The following is a 24,855-nucleotide window of genomic DNA, read 5'->3' on the forward strand; positions in this document are numbered from 1 at the left end:
GAGGATTTCCTGATAAGACCGATTCGGTAATCTGGCGATCGAGAACTCCCTCAAGCCTTCGACAAAATGATTAACTGAAAACAGTCAGTCCTCTTAGGCTTCTTGTTACAATACTTCATATAATTGCCTCCGGTGTCGATCGATGAACCCAACTTCTACTCCATCCCATTCTGTGACTGCTGATTCAATCCCCTTTATTCGCACCGAAAACGGAATGATCACATCGGAGTTAGCGCTGGTTCCCAATCAGACGGATATGACGGCACTGCGCTATGACCCCGATTTGATCGCAGCGTATTATCGGACTCGATCGCTGTCGGTTTGGCGACGCACGTTTGGAATTTTTCTGCCGTTTCTCTTTTTTGCTGCGCGACTCTGGTGGGATCGCGTCACAGGAAACAGCGTTAAAAATCAGCAGAAACAAGCGATTCATCTGCGCGAGATGCTGACCAATTTAGGTCCAGCGTTTATCAAAATCGGGCAAGCTCTTTCGACTCGACCAGACTTAGTGCCGCCGACTTATTTAGAAGAATTAACCAAACTTCAAGACCAGTTACCGCCGTTTCCGAATGAGGTCGCGTTTCAATTTATTCGGGAAGAGTTAGGCAAAACTCCGGATCAGATTTATGACGAACTAAGCCCGATGCCGATCGCGGCTGCTTCTTTGGGTCAAGTGTACAAAGGCAAGCTGAAAACAGGCGAAACGGTTGCGGTGAAAGTTCAGCGTCCCGGATTGGCTCAGAGTATTGCTCTGGATATGTTCATTCTGCGGCGATTGGCAGGATGGGTGATGAAAAATGTGAAGCGGGTGAAAAGTGACCTGGTTGCGATCGCGGATGAGTTGGCGACTCGCATTTTTGAAGAGATGGACTACACCCAAGAAGGTCGCAACGCTGAACGATTTGAAGAACTCTACGGCAAGCTGCCCGAAATTTACGTTCCAAAAATCTATTGGGAGTACACTGGGCGGCGCGTTCTGACAATGGAATGGATCACCGGGATGAAGCTGACGCAATTGGAGGCAATTCGCGCTCAGGGCATTGATGCAACTCATCTGATTGATGTCGGGGTGCAATGTTCGCTCAGACAGCTTCTAGAGCATGGTTTCTTTCACGCCGATCCGCATCCTGGAAACTTGCTGGCGATGCCGGATGGACGATTGGCTTATCTCGATTTCGGAATGATGAGCCAGGTTGAACCGTATCAGCGGTATGGATTGATCGAAGCGATCGTCCATTTAGTAAACCGAGATTTCGAGGGGTTGGCTCAAGATTATGTAAATCTTGGTTTCCTATCTCCCACAATGGATCTCACGCCGATCATTCCAGCGTTTGCAGAAGTGTTTAACGAGGCATTGGGCGCTTCTGTTGCCGAAATCAATATCAAGAGCATCACAGATAAGTTGTCGGCATTGATGTACGAATATCCGTTCCAAGTGCCTGCGTTTTTTGCTTTGATTATTCGATCGCTTGTAACTTTGGAAGGAATTGCAATCAATGTCGATCCAGAGTTTAAAGTGCTGAGTAAAGCTTATCCGTATGTTTCTAAGCGGCTCTTAACTGATCCGGCTCCAGAACTTCGAGCTTCATTGCGTGATCTATTGTTCAAAGATGGTAGCTTCCGCTGGAATCGCTTAGAAAACTTGCTGAAGAATGCAAGAGACAATTCGGACTACAACTTGGATCAAGCTTTGGATCAAGCAGCGGACTATTTATTTAGCGATCGAGGTGAATTCATTCGGGCAAACTTAGTCAACGAAATCGTCAAAGCCTTAGATTCTCTCAGCCAATCTGCTTGGAGAAACCTGTCTTACGGATTCCGTGAACGGGTTGGATTAGCGGTCGAACGTCCTCCATTAGCACCAGAAAATCAAGCGACTTTAGATCATCTCAAACGAGTGTGGAATATTCTGAGAGAAACACGCGGCTTCAATCAAACGAAGGTTCTGTCATTGATTCCGCGATTGTTAGCGAAACCGGAAACGCAGAAAATGGGGCAGCAAATCTTTAGTGATTTCTCGCAACGATTAGCAGCACGATTGATTCGAGAAGTTCTATTGAAAGATGAGGTGGAAGCAACCACGGTGCAGCCTCGATCGGCTTTAACGGTGTATGGTTCTTAGAGGGTGTTTGAAAAGTATAAAAAGCGGCTTTGCTTCGTTGCGAGTTCGCCCGGAGATCAATCTCCGGGCTAATGGAGGAAACCCCGCTGAAGCGGGCTAAGAGAGGCATACGGAGTTCTTAGCCCAGTTTAGTGGGCTTCCCACGATTAGCCCGGAGATTCATTTCCGGGCGGGTGAATGCGATCAACGATTACTTCTCAAACACCCTCTTAGAGGGCTTTCCCCGTGCTGCTATGACTTTCATTCAAAGTGACAGAAGACAGAAGAGGGATAAGTTTAATTTGGGATTGATGATTGTGCGATCGCAACAATCATGGAACTTGTAATTCGTGCAGATCATCACTATACACCGATTCTTCTTCAGCGTTTTTTCAATTTTTGTAGGCAGGGCAACGGTTGGCATCGCGAAGCGCGTTATCCTGAACTTTGTTGATTGAACTCTGGATTATGCTGCGACTCAGCGAAATAAAGCTCCCGTTAGATCACACAGAAGCGGAAATTGAAAGCGCGATTCTTGCCATGCTGCACTTGAGCGCGGAAGACCTGGTTGGGTATTCCATCTTTAAGCGCAGCTACGATGCTCGCAATCGAGGAGAAAAGATGACTGCGGTCTACATTCTGGATGTGGAAACGAAGCAAGAAAAACGGGTGCTGCAACGGTTTAAGAAAGATCCACGAGTCAAAGAAACACCCGATATGAGCTATCGTCCGGTCGCTCAAGCCCCAGCAGGATTGACACAGCGACCGATCGTCATTGGTACGGGTCCCTGTGGCATGTTTACGGGGCTGATGCTGGCGCGGATGGGATTTCGCCCGATTCTATTGGAGCGAGGGAAACGAGTCCGCGATCGTACAGCAGATACGTTTGGCTTTTGGAAAAAGAGAGCGGACTTCAATCCAGAATCGAATGCTCAGTTTGGCGAAGGCGGAGCAGGAACCTTCTCGGATGGCAAACTCTACAGCCAGGTTCGCGATCCGCAGCACTATGGTCGAAAAGTATTGACCGAATTGGTCAACGCAGGCGCTTCGCCTGAGATCCTGTATGTGAACCGTCCGCACATTGGAACGTTTAAGTTAGTGGGAATCGTCGAGAAGATGAGAGCGACGATCGAATCCCTCGGTGGTGAAATTCGATTCCAGAGTCGAGTCGAAGAAGTTCTCATCGAGAACCGCCAAGTGCAGGGCGTTCGCTTAGACAGCGGCGAAATCCTCGAAAGTCGGTACGTGGTTCTAGCAATTGGGCATAGCGCCCGCGATACGTTTCAGATGTTGTTCGACCAAGGCGTTTATATCGAGCCAAAACCGTTCTCGATCGGGTTTCGGGTTGAGCATCCGCAGCCCGTGATTGATCGCGCACGATACGGACAGTATGCAGGCGATCGACGATTGGGAGCGGCAGATTATAAGTTAGTCCACCATGCGAAAAATGGGCGATCGGTCTATAGCTTCTGTATGTGTCCTGGTGGATTAGTCGTGGCTGCGACCTCAGAGCCAGGGCATGTTGTCACCAATGGCATGAGCCAGTATTCTCGCAACGAACGCAATGCTAATAGTGGAATTGTCGTCGGCATTTCGCCCGAAGATTATCCGGGGGGACCATTAGCCGGAATTGACTTGCAGCGACAGTTGGAGAAGCGGGCATTTGAGCTAGGAGGCAGAACCTATGAGGCTCCAGGGCAATTAGTGGGCGACTTTATTGCCGATCGTCCGTCGCGTGAGTTTGGCAGTGTGTTGCCCTCCTATGCTCCAGGAGTGCATCTCGGAGATTTAGGGTCGAGCTTGCCTGATTATGCGATCGAGGCAATCCGCGAAGCCCTTCCTGCCTTTGAGAAACAGATTGCAGGATTTGCGATGCCCGATGCAGTCCTGACGGGAGTAGAAACCCGAACTTCTTCCCCGATTCGGATTAAGCGCACCGAAGATGGGCAGAGTGTGAATACTCAAGGCTTGTTTCCAGCGGGAGAAGGCGCAGGCTATGCAGGCGGGATTCTGTCTGCGGGAATTGACGGCATCAAGACAGCGGAAGCGGTGGCACTGAAGATGTTGGCGACTTAAGTGGACAGACCAGTACTGTTGCAGCAACCGCGATCGCTCTTTCTTCGTCCCACCAGGGAGCGGCTTGCCACCATTGCCAGAGTGCCATACTGCCTTTGCTCAAATTGCAGCGGTGACAGACCGCGACTAAATTCGATCTAACATTCCTACCGCCTTTGGATTGAGCGACGATGTGATCCAGCGTGAGAACTCTGGGTATGCATCCACAGTAGGCACAGGCTCCATTGAATCGTTGTTTGAGTTGGGGTTTGAGCTTGTGTTTTTGAGATTTCCGTCCGAGTTCTCGAAGGGGCATCTTTGAATTCATGCGATGGGGGTCATAACGGTTCTAAGATGAATTTTTGCTGTATGACAACAGTTACTTCTGAATCAAGTGTTTTAGAGTTTCGAGATCTGTAAAGCGATCGCAGACATTGAGTAAGCTTTCACTGAGCATGGATTTCAAGCTAACCACTTCAACCTGAATACCTTTATAAGCAACACAGTTTGCGGCATAAGATAAGCTTCCGTCTCCAGTCACTAAAATCATCTTTTCACAGTAGTCTACAAGTTGCATCATATCGACTGCAATTTCAACATCTAGATTGACTTTCTTAGACGCATCAAATTGAGCCAAATCTCTAGTAATGACGCGATATCCATTGCGACGCATCCAAAGTACAAATCCTTGCTGTTTTTCATTTGTGCGATCGACGCAAGTATAAAAGAAAGCTCGAAGAAATCGATTGTTTTTTGTAAGTTCGTAGAGTAGTTTTGCGTAGTCAATTTCGATGTCTAATTTTTGAGCAGCATGATACAAGCTAGCTCCATCAATGAAAACGGCTGTCCAGCTTTGGGTTGACCGTTTCTGAATAGAACGCTCGTCTGTCTCTTGAGTGAAGGCATTGTGGCTGCTAGGGTTGGAGACTGCATCAGAGACGGATTGTTTGAAGATGGTTTGTAGCATTGTGATTACCTCTTTAGAAATGCAAAGATAAAAAATAGGTCATTATTTGGCTCCCAATTGTTAGGAGCCTTGCAAATAACGACCTATCACGTGTAACTTTAGGAGAGCTAACAGGAGCGGAATATTCAATACTAGGGACAAACTTCAGAGCGAATTTTCGGCAGACTTTAGCAATACGAAGTCACATCTTGACCGCATTGTTCGACAAGATAGGTCAATGCTCGCCATCGAATCATGATGAATTGCTCATAGAAGGGATTGAGCTTACACAAGGGCGGAATCGTGAGAATGGTTTGATTGAAAAGCTTGACTTTACAAGCGAAAGGGCATTGGGCAGGGATTAATTGGCACAAGAGGTTTGCCGTTCTGGCGTTAGCGATCTCGATCGAGTCTAGCCATTTGCGAAGCGGATTCAGGACGACGGTAATCATAAGGGGAGGAGTTGAGGAATAATTGATCAGCACGGCTGAGGAGAGTAGCAACTTGGGTGCTGATCCGACTTGATTTCAGAATAGAGGAAGATTGTGCAGAACTTGTGCAGATTGAAAAGTTCTTCCAAAAATCTATCATCTATCCGATGAAGGATGTTTTCCTAAGTCCAACCTAAAATCTGGCTCATTTGATTCGGCAACTTCATCGCTTTAAATGGCTTTGTAATGACTCCTTTCACTCCCAATTCCTGAAACCGTTTTTGGTCAGAAGCTTGAACTTTCGCAGTGAGAAAAATAACAGGAATCGATCGTGTGATTGGATTTGCTTGCAAGGCTTGTAATACTGCAATCCCATCCATCTCTGGCATCATCACATCAAGCAAAATAGCATCTGGAGAATTCTGTTCGGCTTTGATTAATCCCTCACTGCCAGATGCCGCCGTTATCACCTGCCATCCCCCAACTGCCTTTAATGCCAGTTCTGCAACCGCTCGAATATCATATTCATCATCAACAATTAAAATTGAATGGGTTGTCATTGTACTTCCCCTTGTTTTGCTTGCACAATCCGATCGAGGAGTTGAATCACTCGTTGTTCAAATTCTTGCGGTGAAATGCGTCCTTTCGTCAAAATTAAAGTTTCTCCCAGTCTTAAGCGATCGCGCTCTTTCTCAGTCAAATCCAAAGCCGTGTAAATGACTAATGGGACAGAACACAGCCGATTATGCTGCTGCAACCAGTCTACAACCACAAATCCATCACATTCTGGAAGCCCTACATCTAGAACCAGAAGATCCGGCGTGACTTGTTGGCTCAGTTGAATCGCTTCTCGTCCAGTTTGAGCGCAATAGGTTGCAATGCCATGTCGAGTAAAGAGCGTACTTAAAATTTGTGCTAAATCACGATCGTCTTCCACAATCAGCACCCGAATTGTTTGATCAGGTTTAGCGAGTGCATGTTCTAATGCCTGATAAAGTCGATGTGGATCAGGAGGTTTAACAATCCAATCACTCACTTCTGGATGCGGTTCATCTGCATTGGGAAACATCCCGCTTAAAATAATCACCGGAATCGATTGTGTATCTCGCTGCTGTTTTAATGCTGCAAGCGTCTCCCAACCATTCATCTCAGGCATCATGAGATTGAGCAAAATGACTGCTGGATGAGCTTCGCTGGCTTGTTTGACTGCTTCTGCTCCAGAACCGACTGACAGAACTCGATAGCCCTGACGTTCTAGCAATGCCTGAATGACCGCACGAACTGAAGGATCATCATCGCACTCTAAAATCAGAGGTGGAGCAAATTGAGTCACATCACAAGCAGGAGCGGCTGTTAGATCATGAGTAATGGGTAAAGTAAACCAAAATGTGCTGCCCATTCCTAATGCACTAGAAACCCAAATCTGTCCACCATGCTGCTGTAAGATGCTGCGACAAATTGCTAATCCTAATCCGGTTCCTCCTCGTTGTCGTGAGTCAGAAGCATCGACTTGCTGGAAGCGCTCAAAGATAGACTCTAGCTTGTCTGCCGGAATCCCACGCCCTTGATCTTGAACTTTGAATAGAACATAAGATGCAGGTTGGAGTGAAAAAAATGAAGGCTCGTATTCTTTGATTTCTGCGGTGAGAGAAACGATCGAGTTTGCAGGAGAGAATTTGATTGCATTGCTCAGGAGATTGGTCAGCACTTGGATAATCCGATCGCTATCTGCCCAAACTTGAACAGTAAGCGGACTCACCTCGACTTGAACTTCAGCTTGGTCTGCCACTTCCTGAATCACCTCGATCGCTTGTGTCATCAAATCAGCGACATTACAAGATTGCTTCGTCATGGTAATCTTGCCGGATTCAATCCGTTCAATATCTAAAATGTCATTGATCAATCGAACTAAGCGATCGGTGTTATTGGCGGCAATATTTAGCATTCGTTGAGCTTCATCCGGTTGAGTTTGTAGTACTCCACCTGCGAGTAAATCGAGTGCAGCAGAGATCGAAGTCAAAGGTGTTCTCAGTTCATGACTCACGACCGAAATAAATTCATCCTTCAGCCGTTCTACTTCTCGCCGTTCGCTGACATCTTTCATAAAGCAGTAATGTCCGATCAATTGCTGCTGAGCATCGAAGGCTGAGATCATGGTCAATTGCTTATCAAAGGTTGAGCCATCTTTCCGTACAGCTTTCGCTTCGACTTCGACTTTCCCTTGAGCAAGCATATATTCATAGGCATTAACCATCTTTTCGAGATCATCAGGATGAACGGTTCCCTCCCAATTCATCCCAATCATCTCTTCTGCTTGATAACCGACCATATTTGCATAAGCTGGATTGACTTTAACGTAATGCCCTTGAGTATCCAATTGAGAAATTCCTTCTACCGCACTCTCAAGCACCTGAGTCATCGTTCTTAGCTCTGTTTCGTTCCGTTTGCGCTGTGTAATATCTTCAAACAAATACAGTCGCCCAAAATAGCGATCGCTTTCATCCCGAATCTGACCAGAAAATCGCCGAATGGTTCGCCCGTCAGCAAAGGGAATTTCATCTTCAATCACAATCCGATTTTCTTCACTCTGAAGCGGTTTACAGGATTCTGCAAAGGCTGGAATATCGGCTAAAACAGGCAAACAATGAGGAATGAGGTCATTATTCTTCAGTTCATCCCGCTGCATCTGTTCTTCGATCGCTTCAATTCCCCAAATCTCGCAGAAGCAATGGTTAAAGTAGAGAATTTTATCTGTCCGGTTATCAACGACTAAAAAAGCTAACGGCGAGGCATTTGTCATTGATCTCAACAGCGCTTCTGTTCGTTGACGTTCATTGATCTCAGCTTGTAGAGCCTGGTTAGCCGTGGCGAGATCGGTTGTGCGTTCTTGAATACCTTGCTCTAGCTCGTCATAAGCTTGCCGCAATGCTATTTCTGCTTGATGGCGTTCGCGAATTTGGAGTTGCAATTCGGCTGGACTCGGAAGGGCTAGAGCTTGGGGAACGAGCGGGAACATGGATGCAGCCGTGTAGACAGATGCGATCGCGGTTATCGCTTTAATGGTTCCAGAAACCCAATACGTTGGATACCAAAGCGTCCAAACATTCATGAGATGGCTTGTTCCACACGCCACAATGAAAATGCCAAATGACCAAAATATCCAATTAAACGGGACATCCTTTCGCTTTTTGACGAAATAGAACAATGTGAATGGAATGGAATAGTAAGCCAAGGCAATGAATAAATCTGAAAGCAAATGCAACCACACCAATTCCCTGTTCCACAGATAGCAGTGCCCATGTGGAATAAAAGGGCTAGAACTCAAGAATGAGTGCAATTGCTCTAACATTGAGACTCCTGTAGATGGGTGGTTGTAAGATTTCTCATTGCAGTTTGATACAAAGCTTGTAAGTCTTGTCCATTTTCAGGAGATTGAGCGATTCCAAATAAACACTTCACTCCGCTGATTGCTCCTGTTCCTGAAGTGAAAGATAGCTGCTCCAATGTTGTTGCAATCTGCGGTAGAAAAAGGTTCAAGTTGAGTTCAGGCATCCCAACAATGAATTCTGCTCCTCCCCAACGTCCGACGATCGCAGATTCCGGCAAATTCGACTGCAAAATTTGTCCTAGCCGACGCAAAATCTGATCTCCGATTTCATAGCCCCAGTCGAGGTTAATTTGCTTGAGGTTTTGCACCGTAACGACAGAGAACTCGATCGCAGCGTGATTGTTTAACAACTTCGTAATCGCTTGGCTGGATTGTTGCCGATTTGCAACTCCAGTCAGCGCATCAAGATTTGAGCCGCGAAGTAAGCGGGATTGTTCCAGTCGATGAATGACTCGAATGATCAGTTCAGGACTGACTAAAGGCTTAATCACAAAATCTGTTGCACCTGCTGAAAGAATTCGATCGATAGTCTCCAGATCGTTATGTGCGGTTAAAAATAGGATGGGAATGTCTTGCCCTTGAGACAGATTTCGAGTCATTCGACATAGCTCAGTCCCCGTGAAAACAGGCATTTCTTCATCGAGAATGACAATATCCGGTGAGGTTGCTTCAAAGACATCTAAATATCTTGCTGGCTCGTTTAGTACAATTACCTGCAATCCCCAAGGTGTGAGTAACTTCTGTAAGCTCGTCAAAATCGTTTCATCATCATCTACGACCAGGACTCTAGCTTCGATCTGAGAAGACGGTTCTTGTTCTTCATCTTCCAATAAACTCGATCGTCCATCCATCTGCTGTAAAGCTTGATGTAGAGCTTGAGTCAGTTGAGCGAGCTTTTTGATTTGGCTGGAGCGTAGGCGCGTTTTGATCTGAAAAAGTTGCTCTAATTGCTGAGCAATCTGAGATCCTTGATCTGATCCAAACATCCCCATAGATCCTGCTAGTTTGTGTGCATCTTGTTCAGCTTGACCTTTGAGGGCGGCTAGTAGTTGTCCTGTCTGAGCCGCGATCGCTGCTTTTTGAATGACCGCAAAACGCTCAAATAACGTAACTTTCACCTGTTGCCAAATGGTTTGTACTTCTGATTTCACATCTTTTTTTGGCTCAGGTTTCAAACGATACCCAATTCCATAAATCGTCTCGATCGGATCATCAGATAAGCCAGCCGATTTTAGTTTTTGTCGAAGTCCCTTGACATGCGATCGCACTGTTTCATCCGAAGGTGGCTCCTCGAATGACCAAAGATGATCAATTAAGCTACCACAGCTAAAAATCCGATTGGGTTGGTGCATGAAGAGTTGCAGCAATCCATATTCTTTAGGGGTCAAATGAATCGTTTGCGATCGATAGCTTACTTTACATTGATTCGGATCGAGTTCTAGGTCTTGCCATTTCAAGCTAGGAGATGCGATCGCTCCTCCACGTCTTAACAAGGCTCGAATTCGAGCTAAGAGTTCCAGTAATTCAAAGGGCTTTGTGACGTAATCATCGGCTCCTGCGTCTAATCCCAGAACTTTTGTATTGAGCGTATCTTTGGCAGTGAGTAATAAAACAGGAGTGAGATTCCCTTGCGATCGCAAAGTGCGACAGATACTAATTCCGTCTAAATTCGGGAGTCCAACATCGAGCACAATGAGATCATACGGATATTGCTCTGCAAGCTCCCAGGCGATTTGTCCATCTGTTGCGACTTCAACAACATAATGCTGAGCCGCCAGAGCCTTGACCAGCAGATCCACTAAAAGCTCGTCATCCTCGGCGAGTAGAATTTTCACGAGCAATCTCCTCCCGATGCTAGACCTGACCGAATCAGCGTCTCACCCTTCCTCAAACGAAAACTGGGTCAGCCATCCTCACTTTAGACATCGAAGTTGAGGAAATGTGAGGATTAGCACTTCGGTCAATCAAAAGCGATTCGATCGTAGCATTTAGGTTGTTGCCTCGTGCTTGAAGTTTTCTATCGATCGACGACAAGGTAGGGTGTGTTTTAGAACCTTAAAACACGCCCTAATACTGAATCGATTTATTGGTGCAACACATCGAATCATCGTTCGATCGCGTCTCTACGTCGTCGGGTAAACGTAGAATGAATGTGTTGCATTATTCATAAATTGATTTCATTACACTTCACCCGACAAACTTTGCTCCATCCAATCGAAAATTTGATTTAACTGGTTCAAGGTCACGAGTCCATATTGCCAAAGAATCATGGGCAGCAGGTTGGGCACTTGCTCAGAATGTCGTAATGCTAACTGCAAATCCGCTTCAGGGATTGCGACCTCTTGACGCAGAAAGCGGAGGAATCGAGCCAGTTTTTTGTGATCCATTGAAAATTCTCGATCGACAACACGAAGAGGATAAGGAACGTGAATTTATTAATGCCGAGAATTTCGCCCTCATCCCCTAACCCCTTCTCCCAAGTTTGGGAGCTACCGTGTACACACAAGTTGAGATCGGTCATTGCTGAAGTCTTTCGCCCCCTAAATCCCCCAATTCTGGGGGACTTTGAAGGACGAACCCTTTCTGGAATTGGAGAACTTTTTCTAGGTCAAAGTCCCCCAATTTTGGGGGATTTAGGGGGCTGAAGCCGACTGAAACGAAGCGATCCAAGACTTGTGTGTACAGGGTATAAGTTTGGGAGAGGGCTAGGGTGAGGGCGAATCACCTTTGCAATTACCGACCTTATTTAATTCGCAATCCTAATTGAACAATTTGAGGAACTTGTGAGGAACAAGGAAAAGGTCAAAATTGTGAAGCCGCTTCTTTCTCAGAGACGTTCTTCACAACTTCCTCATAATTAAGTCATATCTTCATAGGGAAGCATAGATCTGCGATCGCCCTAAATCAACACGCTCGATCGACGCACTTCTATTGCTTTGAAAAAAACTATTCACCCTTTAACCGAGGTGAGCAATCATGTCGAAAACGATTATTAACGTCACACAGCACTCAGTCGAACAAGAAATCGAAAGAATTTTAGACCGATATCCTAATCATCCTTATCAACACGCTTTTGCTCATCCCGATTTGCACCAAGAATTGCTAGTTTGGGTCTTAAATCGAGTGCCAAGCCTGTTTATGGCGATCGAGGAGAGCGAGACTGTCCACCCCGACTATGCACCGCATTGTAGTGATCAACAGTCCTGTCTGGAATATGTCATTCGCCACGGTATTCAAGAAATCTTGAATCAGAATGAGCAAGACATTAACCATTACATTCCAGAAAAAGGATCTTCTGAACAATCCGCTTCTCATTGGTTTGGCTAATTTAGGAGATTTATCGAAAACAAATTGCCCGCTGTCTTCGGCTTCGCTCAGTCAGCTAGAGATCGCGCCCTGAGCGAAGCCGAAGGGCAGTCTTTCAAGCAGTAAGCTCTTTCGTAGAAATCTCCTTACGGTGTTCGTTGTGAGTCTATGTTGTAGGTCTATTTGGACTGGGAGCGTTACTTGCAGGGACAGCAGGCAGAGTTCGATATTTGATGATGCAATAGCGTCTTTTTGCCTGCACAAAATTAAGCCTTTAATTCTGCTTGCAGAGGCGAGTAATTCATTTCTCAAATTTCGCGATCGTGATGCTGATCCTGAGATTGTGCCATCCGCGATCGCGTTACTAATTGGTGCATTCGAGCTAACAAATCTTGATAGTCCAAGACTGGCTTGATACAGAGATCGTCTGCTTGCGAAATTTGTAGCAACGTTTGGCGCTCAGATGCCAACGCATACGCCGTCAGCAGAATAATCGGAATGTGAGCCGTGTGCGATTTCTCCTTTAGCATCCGGGCAAGATCCGCACCGCTGACAGGCTGTTCTTCCCATCTTGCTTCGGGTAGATTGATATCTAGCAGCACTACATCAATTTCGTTAGATTCGCATTGCTCAAAGAATTCAGTTGGGCGATCTGTGACTTTAACTTGGCATTGTCCATAACGTTGAAGCAGTTTAGCTGTACTGATTGCTAATCGCTCATCATCATCCACCAACAAAATATTCAAGCGATCTCCTCGGAACTCTATCTCTCCAGTGTTGGTATTTCTGAGCATCTTAACGTAAACGTGACGGTTGTTCCGTGTCCAACACCCCGACTTGCAATCCAAATTTGTCCGCCCATCAGTTCCACCAATCGTTTACAGATTGTTAAACCGAGTCCTGTTCCACCATAGCGACGTTTGATCGAGCCATCCGCCTGCACAAACGGTTCAAACAGATGATCCCGTTGGCTCGGATCAATCCCAATTCCTGTATCCGCGATCGTAATTTCAGCAATTCCGTCTCGTTGGCAGCAGTAAACCGTGATTTTGCCTTGCTCGGTAAATTTAAACGCATTTGCAATCAGGTTGGTGATAATTTGCCGAACTTTGACGCGATCCGCCCAAACTGTTTCCACTTGACAGATTGTTTCTAACGCAATGCCCGTTTTTCGACTGTCAATCTCGAACAAGCGTTGTGCTTCTGTGAGTACTTCAGCGATCGATAACAATTCCATCTCGATCGGCATTCTTCCCGCTTCGATGCGAGCTAAATCCAACACATCGTTTAAGATAGCCACCAACATTTCTGCGGATTGATGAGCAATGTTGATGTATTCCTGATGTTCGGTTTCGGTGTCATAGAGTCCTTCTTGCAGTAGTTTGAGATAGTTGAGAATCGAAGCTAAAGGTGTGCGAAGTTCATGGCTAGTTGAAGAGAGAAAATCAGATTTAAGCCGATTCGCTTCTTCAGCAACCCGTCGCGCCTGACTCAGTTGATGATTTCGCATCTCTACTAAAACTCGTTGCTCATGTTCGCAGCGATATAGGCGATGCTGCATCACTGCCATGATCAAATGCGCCCCTAATGCTTTTAGCCAGTCTTGTTCTTGCTGTGTCCAGGGATGCGTTTGTCCTGACTTAATTTCGCGCCACATTGCAAACGACGATCGCACTCGATCCTGACGTGCATCGGAATCGAATCGACCTGCCCAAGCAATGTCGGTATCAATCTCTGTCCGAAACAGAGTGAGATAACCAAGTTGCTGCGCCCCATAGTTCAAGGGCATCACGAGCAAACTGCGAATTGCGACGGTTTGAAAGGTTTGCTGTAAATTTTCTAGTTCAGGAACTTGATAGAGATCGTCGATCGTACAAAGTTGTACAAATGCTGGCGGTTGACTGGTTTGCAGCGCTACCCAATCTATTTCAGGCGATGCAGTCGAGGGGCGATGATTTAACTGTTGCCAGAACGTAGTTTCTTCTAGGGCAAAGTTCAGATTGAAGACGGGCTGAACACCGCAGGTATAAACGGCTGGCGGTTGATCGGCAGTTAAATATAGTCGCCCTCCTGCTGCCTGTAGTGCTGTGGTGATGTGTTCTAACACTTGCTGCAAAATCTCTTCGATTTGCAGAGGAGCGTGTAGCAATGAACTGACTTGATTTACTAAGGCTTGTTGAGCCGCATTCTGACGAGTTTGGTTTAATAGATCAGACTGAGTAATTGCGATCGACACTTGATCGGCTAACAGTTGTACCAGTTGCAAGTTTTGGTGAGAAATCTGCTTTGATTGAGCATGATGAGACACCAGCAATCCCCAAAGCTGACCTTGATGGAGAATCGGCACGACTAACGAGGACTTTACGCCCATCGCTGTCAGGTATTCCACATGACAGGAATCTACCGGACGTTCTAGAATCTCTTCTACAGCAAGTTGCTGCACCTGATTCGAGGTTAATGAAGTGGTCTGCGATTGATCGAGCCGACTGAGTAAAATGCTTTGGGCTTCTATATCGACGATCGATCGCTGTCGTGCTTTGACGAACAGTTCGCGATGCGCTAGAGGAATATCATCGGCGGGAAAATACAAGCCAAGCAGCGACGGCAAATGATGCGGATTCAGCGATTCTGCAACTACACAGCCACTTCCATCGGGTTCAAAGCGGTAAATCTTGACGCGATCGGTTTCGAGCAGCGATCGTAGTTCCGTGACAGTTGCGTTTAAGATGTCCGGCAACTCTAACGATCGGCGAATTCGATCCGTTATGCGATGCAGTAAAGTGCTGGCAGAAACAGAATTGCTTTGCTGAAAATCAACCATATCATTGACAGGATTGGTAGAAGTTAAGGAATCACGAGGGCTTGCAGTCGCTCTACAAAGGTATCTAGTCCCAAGTCTTTAGTCAGAATGGCATCTGCTTGCGGAAACTGCTTGTTGTACATCAGAGAGTCTGTTTGGCTGAAAAAGCCTGAAACTAAGACCAGTAAAGGCGGATCAGGTAATCGCTTCAATTTTTCGAGAACTTGATAGCCATTCGTGAGTTCCAGACCGTCGATCGGTAAAATCGAGAAATCCATCAGCACTAGATCGTAAGAATCTAGCGGCGAAATTAAGAAGCTATCCGTATCTGTGAACGTGAAGACATCGAAGCGATCGCGTAAGTAACGTTTGATTGCAAAACACCACTGGCTATCGTCATCAAGAACAGCAATTCTAGTCATCAGCAATTACTTCCTGCAAGATGTTTATAAACCGATACAGTAAGCTTTTTTATGAAAGGCAGTCGGCATCGTGCTATTTAAAATTCAACGGATTAGCACTAATCGATTTGCACTATAAAGTCATTGTCCAGCGTATTGCGTTTCTTGTGTAGTTTATTACGAGATTTTATATTTTTTGTGAAATCGATCGAGAAGTAGTAAGTTCTTAACAGAATCTCTCAAATGTTATTTCGCTGATTGAGTACACCGAGATACATCAGACAGAGCATGGCGAAAACCTGTATTCATGTTTTTGGGCACAGCAAAGGTCGCTTTCAGGTTCGAGAGTGTCAGTCCCAGAACGTTTAGGGTTATGTCTTGTCTCAATTTCCCACTCAATTTCCCACTTGAGTAAGCGCACTTCACAATTCCTAAATCGCTCCGAATCGGAACAATTGCAAATCGAGGTAAATCAATGCAGATTGATCTCCGTTCTTCCAGATTGTTGATTGCACGTTCCGTATTAAATCGCTCACGGTTGATTGTTGCTGCCACCCTGTCGATCGCAGAGATTATTGCTGAGATGAATTACCGTTCAGCGTCTTCTCGTCATAAACAGATCAGCAGTATAAGCGTTTTAGTCGTTGAGCCTCAAAATTCAGCACCCAGCAGACTCATCGGGATCGTAACTCAGAAAGACATCATTGCTGTTGCAACTCAAGCTATCAATTTGTTCGAGGTGAGAATCGCGGATGTGATGACGAAGTTCATGCTTTCACAACCGTTTCCGCAAACCCGACATCCACCCTTTGAGCAATTGCAGCAGGATCAGTGGAATGTTGTGGTTCAAAAGCTTTACCAGCAGACTCACGATCGTACGATCGTATTAGCAGCCGTGAGACAAAAACTTGGTCAACCTTGTCCTGAGAGCGGTTGTGAGCGCATTGAAGCCGAACGTAAAGCAACAGCAGCACAACTTCATAGACAAGCCGCATTGTTAGATGTCGCGACTGATGCGATCGTGCTGCAAGATCTAGAAAGCACCGTGTTGTACTGGAATCGAGGGGCTGAAGTTCTGTATGGTTGGAGTGCCGCAGACGCGATCGGGCAAAAGACATCGCAGCTATTTGATCAAAGCAACAATCTTGAGACTGTTCAGCAACAGGTGATCGAACAAGGCGAATGGAGCGGTGAACTTCAACAAATCACCAAAACTCAGCGAACGGTGATAGTCTCCAGTCGATGGACATTAGTGCGAGATGAAGCAGAACAACCGCAATCGATCTTAGTTGTAAACACAAATATTACCGAGAAGAAACAGCTTGAAGCTCAATTTTTGCGAACCCAACGTCTAGAAAGTCTAGGCACTTTAGCGAGTGGTATCGCTCATGATCTCAACAATATTTTGACTCCGATTCTAACAGTGTCTCAACTGTTGCCTTTAAAGCTAAAGGATCTAGATGACTATCACTGGAGATTGCTCAAGCTTCTAGAAACAAATGCTCATCGAGGTGCAGAGTTAGTCAAGCAAATTCTCTCATTTGCGAAAGGAACAGAGAGCCGTCGCCTGCCCTTGCAAGTTGCTCATTTACTCACAGAGATCGTTCAGATGGGTCGGCAGACGTTTCCAAAGCTGATTAACGTCACGCTCAATCTGGCGACGACGAATCTTTGGTTAGTTCCTGGGGACGCAACCCAACTCCATCAAGTGCTGATGAATCTAGTTGTGAATGCGCGAGATGCGATGCCTAACGGTGGAACGTTAACGGTTTCGGCTGAGAACTTGTGGATTGATGGTGTGTTTGCCCAGATGCACCTTGAGGCTCAAATTGGTGCATACGTGGTCATTACAGTTGCGGATACAGGTGAAGGAATTGCACCAGAGTTCATCGATCGCATTTTTGACCCATTTTTCACCACCAAAGAGCCAGGAAAAGGAACCGGATTAGGACTTTCAACCGTGATCGGCATTGTGAAAAATCACGGTGGCTTTGTTCAAGTGAACAGCGAGATTGGTGAAGGCACTCAATTCAAAGTCTTTCTGCCTGCAATACAGCAAACCGCAGCAGAACACTCGCTGCCCCTAACAGAGATTCAAGGTCAGGGAGAACTGATTTTAGTTGTAGAGGATGAAGTGGGAGTGCAGGAGATTGCGAGATGTGCCCTAGAAGCGCATCAGTTCAGAACAATCATCGCTCAGAATGGAGTAGAAGCGATCGCGCTATATGGTCAACATCAAACCGCGATCTCTGCGGTGCTGTTAGATATGATGATGCCAACTTTAGATGGAGCGACCACGATCCGAGCGTTACACAGCCTCAATCCTAAATTACCGATCGTGGCAATTAGCGGACTGATCACCAACCAACAAACTGCACAACAGTTAGGAGCGACTAGCTTTCTAGCCAAACCGTTTACGCTCAATGATCTACTGCGATCGATAAAAATAGCCCTGACATCAATAGAGCAATGATGATTAACCTTATCGATCGCAGTCGCAACACGAGTTCGTTCAATGAAGCAGCGTAGAATGACTTCAGCAGACTCGCATCAGGAGGAATCGTTGCGTGACAAATCGGCAGATTTTAGTGATCGATAACGAGCCATTAGTTCAAGAAGCTGCAAAAATCTCTCTAGAGATGGTGGCAAAATGGCAGGTCATCACGGCGAGTTCTGGGGCAGAGGGATTAGTCAAAGCAGAACGAGAGAAACCGAATGCAATTTTGCTCGATTTGATGATGCCGGGAATGGATGGCATCAGTACGCTACAAAAGCTACAAGCAAATTCTGTTACGCAACCAATCCCAGTGATTTTATTAACTGCAACAGTGCAACCGAGCGATGTGCCCTACTATCAGACGCTTGGATTTAGAGGTGCGATCGCAAAACCATTCGAGCCGCTTCGCTTCGCTGAGGAAATTGCTCAAATTTTGGAGTGGAAGCTTTGAACATCGATCTAGAAGGATCTCATACCAAATCAATCTTTGATTGCAACACATGAAGCCCAAGCGAATAGAATTCGCCAAGGCATTCGTAGCAGACATTTTTCAATCTGGTATTAGCCATGACGAATCATCCGATTGTGTGTACACGATAGGCGAACCAGACGCGGTTTACTCCTGAGATAAGAGGTCTTCGACAAATTGTTGACGGGTGAGCGGTTGCTGCAAGATGAGTCCTTCACCCCCAAGTGGATTGTCCTCACTCAAAAGTTGTCCTTCGACAGATAAGTAGACTTTTGCTTGTGGATCAAGGCTAGTGGCAGTGTAAAGCACTTGTGCTACTCGATAAGTCATTGAGGTCGTACCGCCACCCTGTGTGAACGCTTGCGAGAGATCGATATGAATTCCATCCGGTTTGTGTTGCAAGCTCAACAATTTTGTTCCTTCGGGAATGGTGCTGTTTAAGCGATCGACCTGCGGATGAGTGAATAGATAAGTCAGTGCTTCGGTGAGTGCCGCAGTTTCAGTTCGATGGGGCGTTCTTGCGATCGCGACGGGAACCATTTCAATCTGTTGCCCACTAGCTTGTAGCCAGTAAACATAAGCAGGGGGTTCAAAGGTGGGCTGTGTTACAGGTGTTTCTTGAGCCGGAGCCTGTTGAAGCGTGGGTGCGGCGGGCGCTTTTACAGCGGGTTGGGGTGCAGTTTTTGGAGTCACACGATCGAGCTTTTCAGGTTGCGCGATCGTGCTGGGTTGCGTGCTCAAGTGAGGGTTGCTGGTTTGCCAGATAATCCAGCTAACACCTCCTGTCAGAGTTAAAAGCAGTGATAGTCCAGCAATGACATCAGGATGCGCCGAGCGAGGGATCTGAAGTTTCATGAGAACACTCTCCTTTCGAGAATGATGTTCCAGAGAAGTCTTTTCTTCTCATCACTTTTACCTTAGATGAAGAAGTTGAGGAACTTGTGAGGTTCACTCAAATCTTGCACTACTCTCCACAAGACCATTTCTGGATGTTTCGTTCACCGCTCCATCCCGCCCTCGATTGAAATCGGGGCTAACAGAGGAAAGTCCACTTCAGTGGACTCAAGCACTGATCGATTCTCTAAGACACACTGGCAACTGCTCCAGATTAGTCTTGTGTCGGACGAATGCCTTGCATCGTCAAGACATGACAATGAGCATGATGCAAAACATAGTTACTGACACTACCTAGCCAAAATTCTTGGAACCTACTTAAACCACGCCGCCCAATCACAATCAAGTCAGCATTCCATGTTTTTGCCAAGGTGCAAATCGCTTTGCCTGGATCACCAATGCTTTGGGAAAATTCAGCCGAAATTCCGGCGGCAGTTGCTTGTTCTTCGAGCGATCGCAGTTTGTCCATGCTTGCTTGTTCTCGTTCTTGCCAGCGTTTCAAGTAGGTTTGTGTGGTTAATTGTGAAATTCCGACATAAGGATCACTCGGATAGGTTTCATCAAAGGGTAGAAAGACGTGCAAGATCATCAATTCGGCTTGATTTGCTTTTGCGAGAGCAAGGGCTTGGTTAAAAATGATGGAAGTCGAGTCAGAATGGTCGATCGCGACTAAGATTTTGCGGAACATAGTGATGTCCTTAACGGGTTGTCACGTCTTCAGTTATAGAGACTAAATTTGAGGAACTTGTGAGTCAGGACATCAAGCCAGTTAAAACCCTCCTGCATGAGCTTGCAAGAGGGTGAATGCAGGTTAGATTCGTGTGGTGTAGGGTGCTGGAAACACCGCTTGAATCGCAATGACCTAGATAATCTAATTGAGATTAGCAGTATTGCGAGATGGGGATGACACGTCAGGAAGACTGCTTTCATTTGGGTTCGACGTTGTAGATTCTGTTGAATTCGTCTTCCGTTTTTTGGGTGCAGGAGGTTTGACAATGCGATGCTCTCGGCTGTCTTTGCCGTACTTGAAAGCAATTCCCAGTTGTAAACGTTCTCTCAGTTGATTGAGTGCGCGTTCTTTTTCCTGGATCGATCGACGCATTTGGCTAACGGTGTTCAAGGTTGTGTTGAGGGTGTTGATTTCTGCTTGGGTGGATTCCATGAGCTTCACGAGGGCTGCGATCGAGACTCCATCACCGAGATCTAGTTTTGGATCAATCGATTTAAGATTCACAAGGTCAACTTGCAGATTGACGAGAGTTGCCGATTTTCTGGCTTCAGGCATAGTGAGTAGAGGCAAGCTGCCACTGGTAAAGAATGCGCTCACTCTAGCCATTGACGATCGCGGAAGACTTCGTAGAGATCAAGCAGTTTGAGCATCGGATCGAGTGGATTTGATCGAGAAACGAGTGATTTTGCTGAACGAGTTTATTCAAGGTTCACAATGAATGCGATCGCAACGACTTAAGTTTGCATTCTCTTGATAAACGCAAGTGCAGATGACGAGATACAAAGTGCTTTTTTTGACAACGGTTCTCGAAATTAGCGGGTTGAATGCGATCGAAGAGCAGATCAATGTTCGTCGCGCCGATCAGAAATGCGATCGCAAAGCACTCTAGAGGTGCTTTTTTTGAGAACGGTTCTCGAAATTAGCAGATTGCAGGGACTCAAAGGGCGAGGTGATTGAGAATGCGATCGTATCCGTTTGTGAAATTAGCGGGCGATGGCTTGAATGCGATCGTGTTTCTAGGTCATGTTTAGAACTGGATACTTAGAAATTACTGAAGGAATTCAAATGCACTTCACAAACGCGACCAACATTCGAGCAGTTTAGCTACATAACATTTCACATGAGGATATTATGCACATCTTTTCCAGATAATACGCCAATTTGGGATGTTGTGCGGCTTTTCGTGCGGATAAAACCCCAGTTCAAGGGTGTTAAACAGATTAAGGAATGGCAAATCCATCTAATTATGAGTTAGCCTGCTTCGGTTGCAGGTTAGGTCAGTAGCTCCAAGATTATTCGCAAGCTCCACAGCGCCAAGTTCACGCTATACTTTCTTGGTTCAGATAACAAAGCGTAAAATTTGCCGTGACTGATGAAAGCCTTTACCTCAAGAGATTTTTAGATCCCATAAAGGTGTGCAGACGATACAAGCCTAAATTTGGTCTAGGTAATAGAGAGGAAGGGCTAGATCTGGCGCGGTTCTTATCAATCTATGGAGCAGACCCATTCTATTCGTGGATTGGTCTAGACTCAGACTTGATGTATGCTGCTCACAAAGCCGCAGGGGGCATGACTTCGGTTTACAGGCAGATTGGGAAAGGTTGTGAAAACCTATTTAGACAGATAATAATCGACCAAGCGCAATACGAAGATCCAAGATACGCCCTGTGGTCTTACATTGCAAAGACCAAAAACGACAAGAATAAAACTTTGTCGTTGGATGCGCGGTTAGAACTGAGCGAAATTCGGAATGCTGACGTTAAAGCTAGAGTCATGCGGTGGATAGCAGACTACAGTAGCTCTCTCAATGTACCTGCACCCTTAAACGGAGCAGTGTTTGAAGTTCGGCAAGGATACAAAAGCAAAGATAGCAAGAGACAGAATGCTGACATAGATAATATTGCTGTTTCCTGGGCAAACGGCTATCTACCAGTCTTTGCAATTTTTTCATCTCAAATTGACGCAGATTTAGTTCTGCGTTATCGAAATAGTCGTGGAGGAATAATTATTGGCACAACGTCTGGTAGTAGCCAAATTTCGCTGTTTGTTTTTTCCAGGGAAGTTTTGGGTTATGACTTAGCAGATTTTTTCCATCGGAACTCTGAGGTGATCAAGAGTGAAGTATATAGCACATTAGAAATTTTACTCAGGGCAGAGTGATGATATCTACAGTTCCACAACGATCAGACTACACTTTCAAAGCTAATCGCAGTCTTGGGCGACACGGCTGGCTTCGCCTTACGCCAGCATATGGAGTAAAGCTTGTTGAAAGCCTTTTGTCCTCGGTCGATACCGGAGCGATAATTCTTGACCCTTTTTCTGGAACGGCTACGACAGGTCTTGTTGCTGCTGAACGAGGAAATCAAGCATTTGCTTTTGATATCAACCCATTTCTTATTTGGCTTGGAAATGCTAAATACCGAAATTATGCTGAAGACTGTCTATTAGATATTGGTGAAAGAGTGCGGGAGGCTTTGGAGGAGTGTAAAAATCAAGTAGACCAAGATAACTGGATACCGCACATATTCAACATCGAGCGGTGGTGGTCTAGTCATACACTCAAAGTTCTTGCATCTCTGCGAACTGCTCTAGTGAGGCAATTTGGAGAACCTAAAGAGAATGATAAATACAGTATTGTTTGGATTGCCTTCTGTCGCTTGATAATTGAGACTTCATCAGCAGCTTTTAATCATATTTCCATGTCATTCAGTGATACGGTAGCTCATCATGAGATTGAATATATAGAAAAACTTTTTTTAAGTATTCTTGAATTTATTCTCAAAGCTGCTGAGAAAAATGTTATTGGTAGTGCCAAAGTACTGGAAGTAGATGCTCGAAATATAATCAATCTAGATAACATTAAGGTAAATAAGGTGATAACTTCGCCTCCTTATCCAAATCGAATCAGCTATATTCGTGAACTTCGTCCATATATGTACTGGACAAAATTTATAGATACGGCAAAAGAGGCGGGTGAACTAGATTGGTTGGCTATTGGTGGAACTTGGGGAATTGCAACTAGCCGCCTCAACTCTTGGGTAATAGAGGAAAAAGCTTTACCAGAAAAGATCTTCTCTACTGTAGAAAGAATAAAAATGTCTGAGGGAAAAAATTCACACCTTTTAGCAATTTACGTTTTGAAGTACTTTCATGATATGCACTTACATCTGAGTTCGATTAGATCTATCTTGAAAAACGGGGCTGAACTTCACTATATTGTCGGTAATTCAACCTTTTTCGGTAATATGGTTGATACGGCAGACTTGCTTTCTGATTCTATGAGAGTTCTTGGCTACTCAAAAGTTCATTCTGAGATCGTTAGAAAACGGAATTGTAATAAAGCCTTGTACGAGTACTGCATTTCCGCAAGTTGGTCAGCAAGCTGACTTGGTCATTATGTCGATCGCACCACCCCGAAGCCCCAAAGTTTTAGATATAACCATTGCTCACAAATTCCCCACATTTAAGCCTTACCGTTGAGTAGGAGGAATCTCTTCAACGACAGTTAAAACGTTATTTTCTCTACTAAACAGCAACCCACAGCAGAAGGTAAGGCACATGAATCGGGCAAATGACAGGCGCTTTCTTAGTATCTTGGGTTTTCTGGGTTTTCTAGGGTTCCGAGGCAGTCAACAATCCCCGTATCTGGCAAACCTAGCATTTCTATCGCTGCTTTCGTTGGGGGCGCTTTTGGTGTTTCTACCGCTCCCATCTTCCAAGGTAAAAATCGCGATCGAGCCAAGAAAAAGGTCTATCTTGGGTTCCTTGGCGGCTTGGTTTTTCTCGGATTTCTTGGAAGTGCTAACCCAGAGCTAGCAGGGCTAGCAGTCATCGCGATTCTGTCTGGTTTTGCAATTCGGACAAGGCGATCGTTACAATGATTACTCTTCTAATTTTGGCACAGCTTGTTTTACCGCTTGGTGCGATCGCCTGGTTCGCGATCGCGCCGCCCCGAAATGGATTAGGGTTCTCGCTTCAAGCTCTGATCACAGCGATTCTCTTATTCGCGATCGCTCGTGCGGGACTCTGGATGTTTCCCCCCTGGTGGATGCCTTATGCTTACGGTCTACTCTTTATCGTGGTCTTGATCACTGGGCTAAAGCGACATCCGCCACGGTATCGGATGCCCTCTAGTCAGTTGGGTTGGGCAGCGATCGTTGGGTTCGTTGCGTTTGGCATATTTGCAGGTAACGAAGCGGCTCGAAGCTGGAGCGGTCAGTTTCCCCCGATGATTCCGACTGTGGATTTAGCCTTTCCACTACGAGGCAGTCACTATCTGATTCTCAATGGAGGTAATGATATTCGGATTAATGCTCACTTGAAGACACTAGACGAATCAGTTCCGCGTTTTCGCGCCTATCGGGGGCAGAGTTACGGAATTGATATTATCCAGACCGATCGATTCGGCTTGCGCTCACCAGGCTTAGCTCCTAGCGATCCGACTGTCTACCAAATTTATGGTGAACCCGTATTAGCTCCCTGCACAGGAACAATTGTCACAGCGATCGACAGTTTTCCAGACATGACCATCCCAGAAATCGATCAGGTTAATCGCAGCGGTAATTATGTGATGTTGCGCTGTAGGGATGCAGATATCGCTCTTGCTCATTTTCGTCCCCGCAGTCTTTCGGTTCAGACAGGCGTAGAGGTTAAGACTGGCGATCGCATTGCTGAAGTGGGTAACTCTGGGGCAAGTGATGAACCGCATCTCCATATCCATGCCCAACGACCGGGATCATCTGCGGCAGCGTTTTCCGGCGACCCGTTGCCAATCCGGTTGAATGGACGCTATCTCATTCGCGGCGATCGCGTGACCCTGCCCTAAAACTTGTTAACG

The 24,855-nt window shown here is 45.8% G+C and carries 21 protein-coding genes; 8 read left to right on the forward strand and 13 right to left on the reverse strand.

The window, feature by feature from the left end:
* Positions 1-142: 142 nt before the first annotated feature.
* Positions 143-2,122, forward strand: a complete 1,980-nt coding sequence (locus ACQ4M5_RS16220) for an ABC1 kinase family protein (RefSeq protein ID WP_430676681.1) — start codon at positions 143-145, stop codon at positions 2,120-2,122.
* 447 nt (positions 2,123-2,569) lie between these two features.
* Positions 2,570-4,177, forward strand: coding sequence for an NAD(P)/FAD-dependent oxidoreductase (locus ACQ4M5_RS16225; protein WP_430676682.1), 1,608 nt, complete (start codon positions 2,570-2,572; stop codon positions 4,175-4,177).
* Here the strand turns inward: ACQ4M5_RS16225 and ACQ4M5_RS16230 are convergent.
* The 7 genes from ACQ4M5_RS16230 to ACQ4M5_RS16260 all read right to left on the reverse strand — a co-directional run bounded on the left by ACQ4M5_RS16230 (position 4,134) and on the right by ACQ4M5_RS16260 (position 11,308).
* Positions 4,134-4,472 (reverse strand): HNH endonuclease, encoded by a 339-nt coding sequence (locus ACQ4M5_RS16230; RefSeq protein WP_430676683.1) that lies wholly within the window; start codon positions 4,470-4,472, stop codon positions 4,134-4,136. The genes ACQ4M5_RS16225 and ACQ4M5_RS16230 overlap by 44 nt on opposite strands.
* A gap of 63 nt (positions 4,473-4,535) precedes the next feature.
* Positions 4,536-5,123, reverse strand: coding sequence for an NYN domain-containing protein (locus tag ACQ4M5_RS16235; protein ID WP_430676684.1), 588 nt, complete (start codon positions 5,121-5,123; stop codon positions 4,536-4,538).
* A gap of 167 nt (positions 5,124-5,290) precedes the next feature.
* On the reverse strand, positions 5,291-5,554 hold the full coding sequence (locus tag ACQ4M5_RS16240) for a Mo-dependent nitrogenase C-terminal domain-containing protein (RefSeq protein ID WP_430676685.1): 264 nt from the start codon (positions 5,552-5,554) through the stop codon (positions 5,291-5,293).
* 161 nt (positions 5,555-5,715) lie between these two features.
* Positions 5,716-6,093, reverse strand: coding sequence for a response regulator (locus ACQ4M5_RS16245; protein ID WP_430676686.1), 378 nt, complete (start codon positions 6,091-6,093; stop codon positions 5,716-5,718).
* Positions 6,090-8,882, reverse strand: a complete 2,793-nt coding sequence (locus ACQ4M5_RS16250) for a response regulator (RefSeq protein WP_430676687.1) — start codon at positions 8,880-8,882, stop codon at positions 6,090-6,092. Before ACQ4M5_RS16250 ends, ACQ4M5_RS16245 begins: the two co-directional genes overlap by 4 nt.
* Positions 8,876-10,756, reverse strand: coding sequence for a response regulator (locus ACQ4M5_RS16255; RefSeq protein ID WP_430676688.1), 1,881 nt, complete (start codon positions 10,754-10,756; stop codon positions 8,876-8,878). The genes ACQ4M5_RS16250 and ACQ4M5_RS16255 overlap by 7 nt, the downstream gene beginning before the upstream one ends.
* A gap of 345 nt (positions 10,757-11,101) precedes the next feature.
* Entirely contained in the window at positions 11,102-11,308 is a 207-nt protein-coding gene (locus ACQ4M5_RS16260) for a DUF2949 domain-containing protein (protein ID WP_430676689.1), read from the reverse strand.
* A 589-nt stretch (positions 11,309-11,897) separates the two neighbouring features.
* Between ACQ4M5_RS16260 and ACQ4M5_RS16265 the strand changes: the two genes are divergently transcribed.
* Complete coding sequence (locus ACQ4M5_RS16265) at positions 11,898-12,248, forward strand: hypothetical protein (RefSeq protein WP_430676690.1); 351 nt, start codon at positions 11,898-11,900, stop codon at positions 12,246-12,248.
* 287 nt (positions 12,249-12,535) lie between these two features.
* On the opposite strand, the gene ACQ4M5_RS16270 is transcribed toward ACQ4M5_RS16265, so the two are convergent.
* The 3 genes from ACQ4M5_RS16270 to ACQ4M5_RS16280 are packed head-to-tail and all read right to left on the reverse strand — an operon-like array spanning position 12,536 to position 15,449.
* Positions 12,536-13,021 (reverse strand): response regulator, encoded by a 486-nt coding sequence (locus tag ACQ4M5_RS16270; RefSeq protein WP_430676691.1) that lies wholly within the window; start codon positions 13,019-13,021, stop codon positions 12,536-12,538.
* Positions 12,991-15,048, reverse strand: a complete 2,058-nt coding sequence (locus tag ACQ4M5_RS16275; protein ID WP_430676692.1) for an ATP-binding protein — start codon at positions 15,046-15,048, stop codon at positions 12,991-12,993. The genes ACQ4M5_RS16270 and ACQ4M5_RS16275 overlap by 31 nt, the downstream gene beginning before the upstream one ends.
* Positions 15,049-15,071: 23 nt before the next feature.
* Complete coding sequence (locus tag ACQ4M5_RS16280) at positions 15,072-15,449, reverse strand: hypothetical protein (protein ID WP_430676693.1); 378 nt, start codon at positions 15,447-15,449, stop codon at positions 15,072-15,074.
* Between the two features lie 454 nt (positions 15,450-15,903).
* On the opposite strand from ACQ4M5_RS16280, the gene ACQ4M5_RS16285 reads away from it, so the two are divergent.
* On the forward strand, positions 15,904-17,901 hold the full coding sequence (locus ACQ4M5_RS16285) for an ATP-binding protein (protein WP_430676694.1): 1,998 nt from the start codon (positions 15,904-15,906) through the stop codon (positions 17,899-17,901).
* Positions 17,902-17,995: 94 nt separating this feature from the next.
* Positions 17,996-18,376 carry a response regulator gene (locus tag ACQ4M5_RS16290; RefSeq protein WP_430676695.1) on the forward strand — a complete coding sequence of 127 codons (381 nt, stop codon included), beginning with the start codon at positions 17,996-17,998 and terminating at the stop codon, positions 18,374-18,376.
* A gap of 165 nt (positions 18,377-18,541) precedes the next feature.
* Here the strand turns inward: ACQ4M5_RS16290 and ACQ4M5_RS16295 are convergent, their stop codons facing one another.
* The 3 genes from ACQ4M5_RS16295 to ACQ4M5_RS16305 form a co-directional block, all read right to left on the reverse strand.
* A complete protein-coding gene (locus ACQ4M5_RS16295) occupies positions 18,542-19,249 on the reverse strand; it encodes a GerMN domain-containing protein (RefSeq protein WP_430676696.1) in 708 nt (235 codons plus the stop codon).
* 253 nt (positions 19,250-19,502) lie between these two features.
* Positions 19,503-19,976 (reverse strand): universal stress protein, encoded by a 474-nt coding sequence (locus tag ACQ4M5_RS16300; protein WP_430676697.1) that lies wholly within the window; start codon positions 19,974-19,976, stop codon positions 19,503-19,505.
* 183 nt (positions 19,977-20,159) lie between these two features.
* Positions 20,160-20,624, reverse strand: coding sequence for a hypothetical protein (locus tag ACQ4M5_RS16305; RefSeq protein ID WP_430676698.1), 465 nt, complete (start codon positions 20,622-20,624; stop codon positions 20,160-20,162).
* Positions 20,625-21,383: 759 nt separating this feature from the next.
* Here ACQ4M5_RS16305 and ACQ4M5_RS16310 point away from each other — a divergent pair.
* The 3 genes from ACQ4M5_RS16310 (at position 21,384) to ACQ4M5_RS16320 (ending at position 24,843) form a co-directional block, all read left to right on the forward strand.
* Positions 21,384-22,178 carry a hypothetical protein gene (locus tag ACQ4M5_RS16310; RefSeq protein WP_430676699.1) on the forward strand — a complete coding sequence of 265 codons (795 nt, stop codon included), beginning with the start codon at positions 21,384-21,386 and terminating at the stop codon, positions 22,176-22,178.
* On the forward strand, positions 22,178-23,404 hold the full coding sequence (locus ACQ4M5_RS16315; RefSeq protein WP_430676700.1) for a DNA adenine methylase: 1,227 nt from the start codon (positions 22,178-22,180) through the stop codon (positions 23,402-23,404). The genes ACQ4M5_RS16310 and ACQ4M5_RS16315 overlap by 1 nt, the downstream gene beginning before the upstream one ends.
* 491 nt (positions 23,405-23,895) lie before the next feature.
* Positions 23,896-24,843, forward strand: coding sequence for a M23 family metallopeptidase (locus ACQ4M5_RS16320; RefSeq protein WP_430676701.1), 948 nt, complete (start codon positions 23,896-23,898; stop codon positions 24,841-24,843).
* The last annotated feature ends 12 nt before the right edge of the window (positions 24,844-24,855 follow it).

The organism is Leptolyngbya sp. AN10 (genome assembly GCF_050565645.1).
Lineage (GTDB): Bacteria > Cyanobacteriota > Cyanobacteriia > Leptolyngbyales > Leptolyngbyaceae > Leptolyngbya.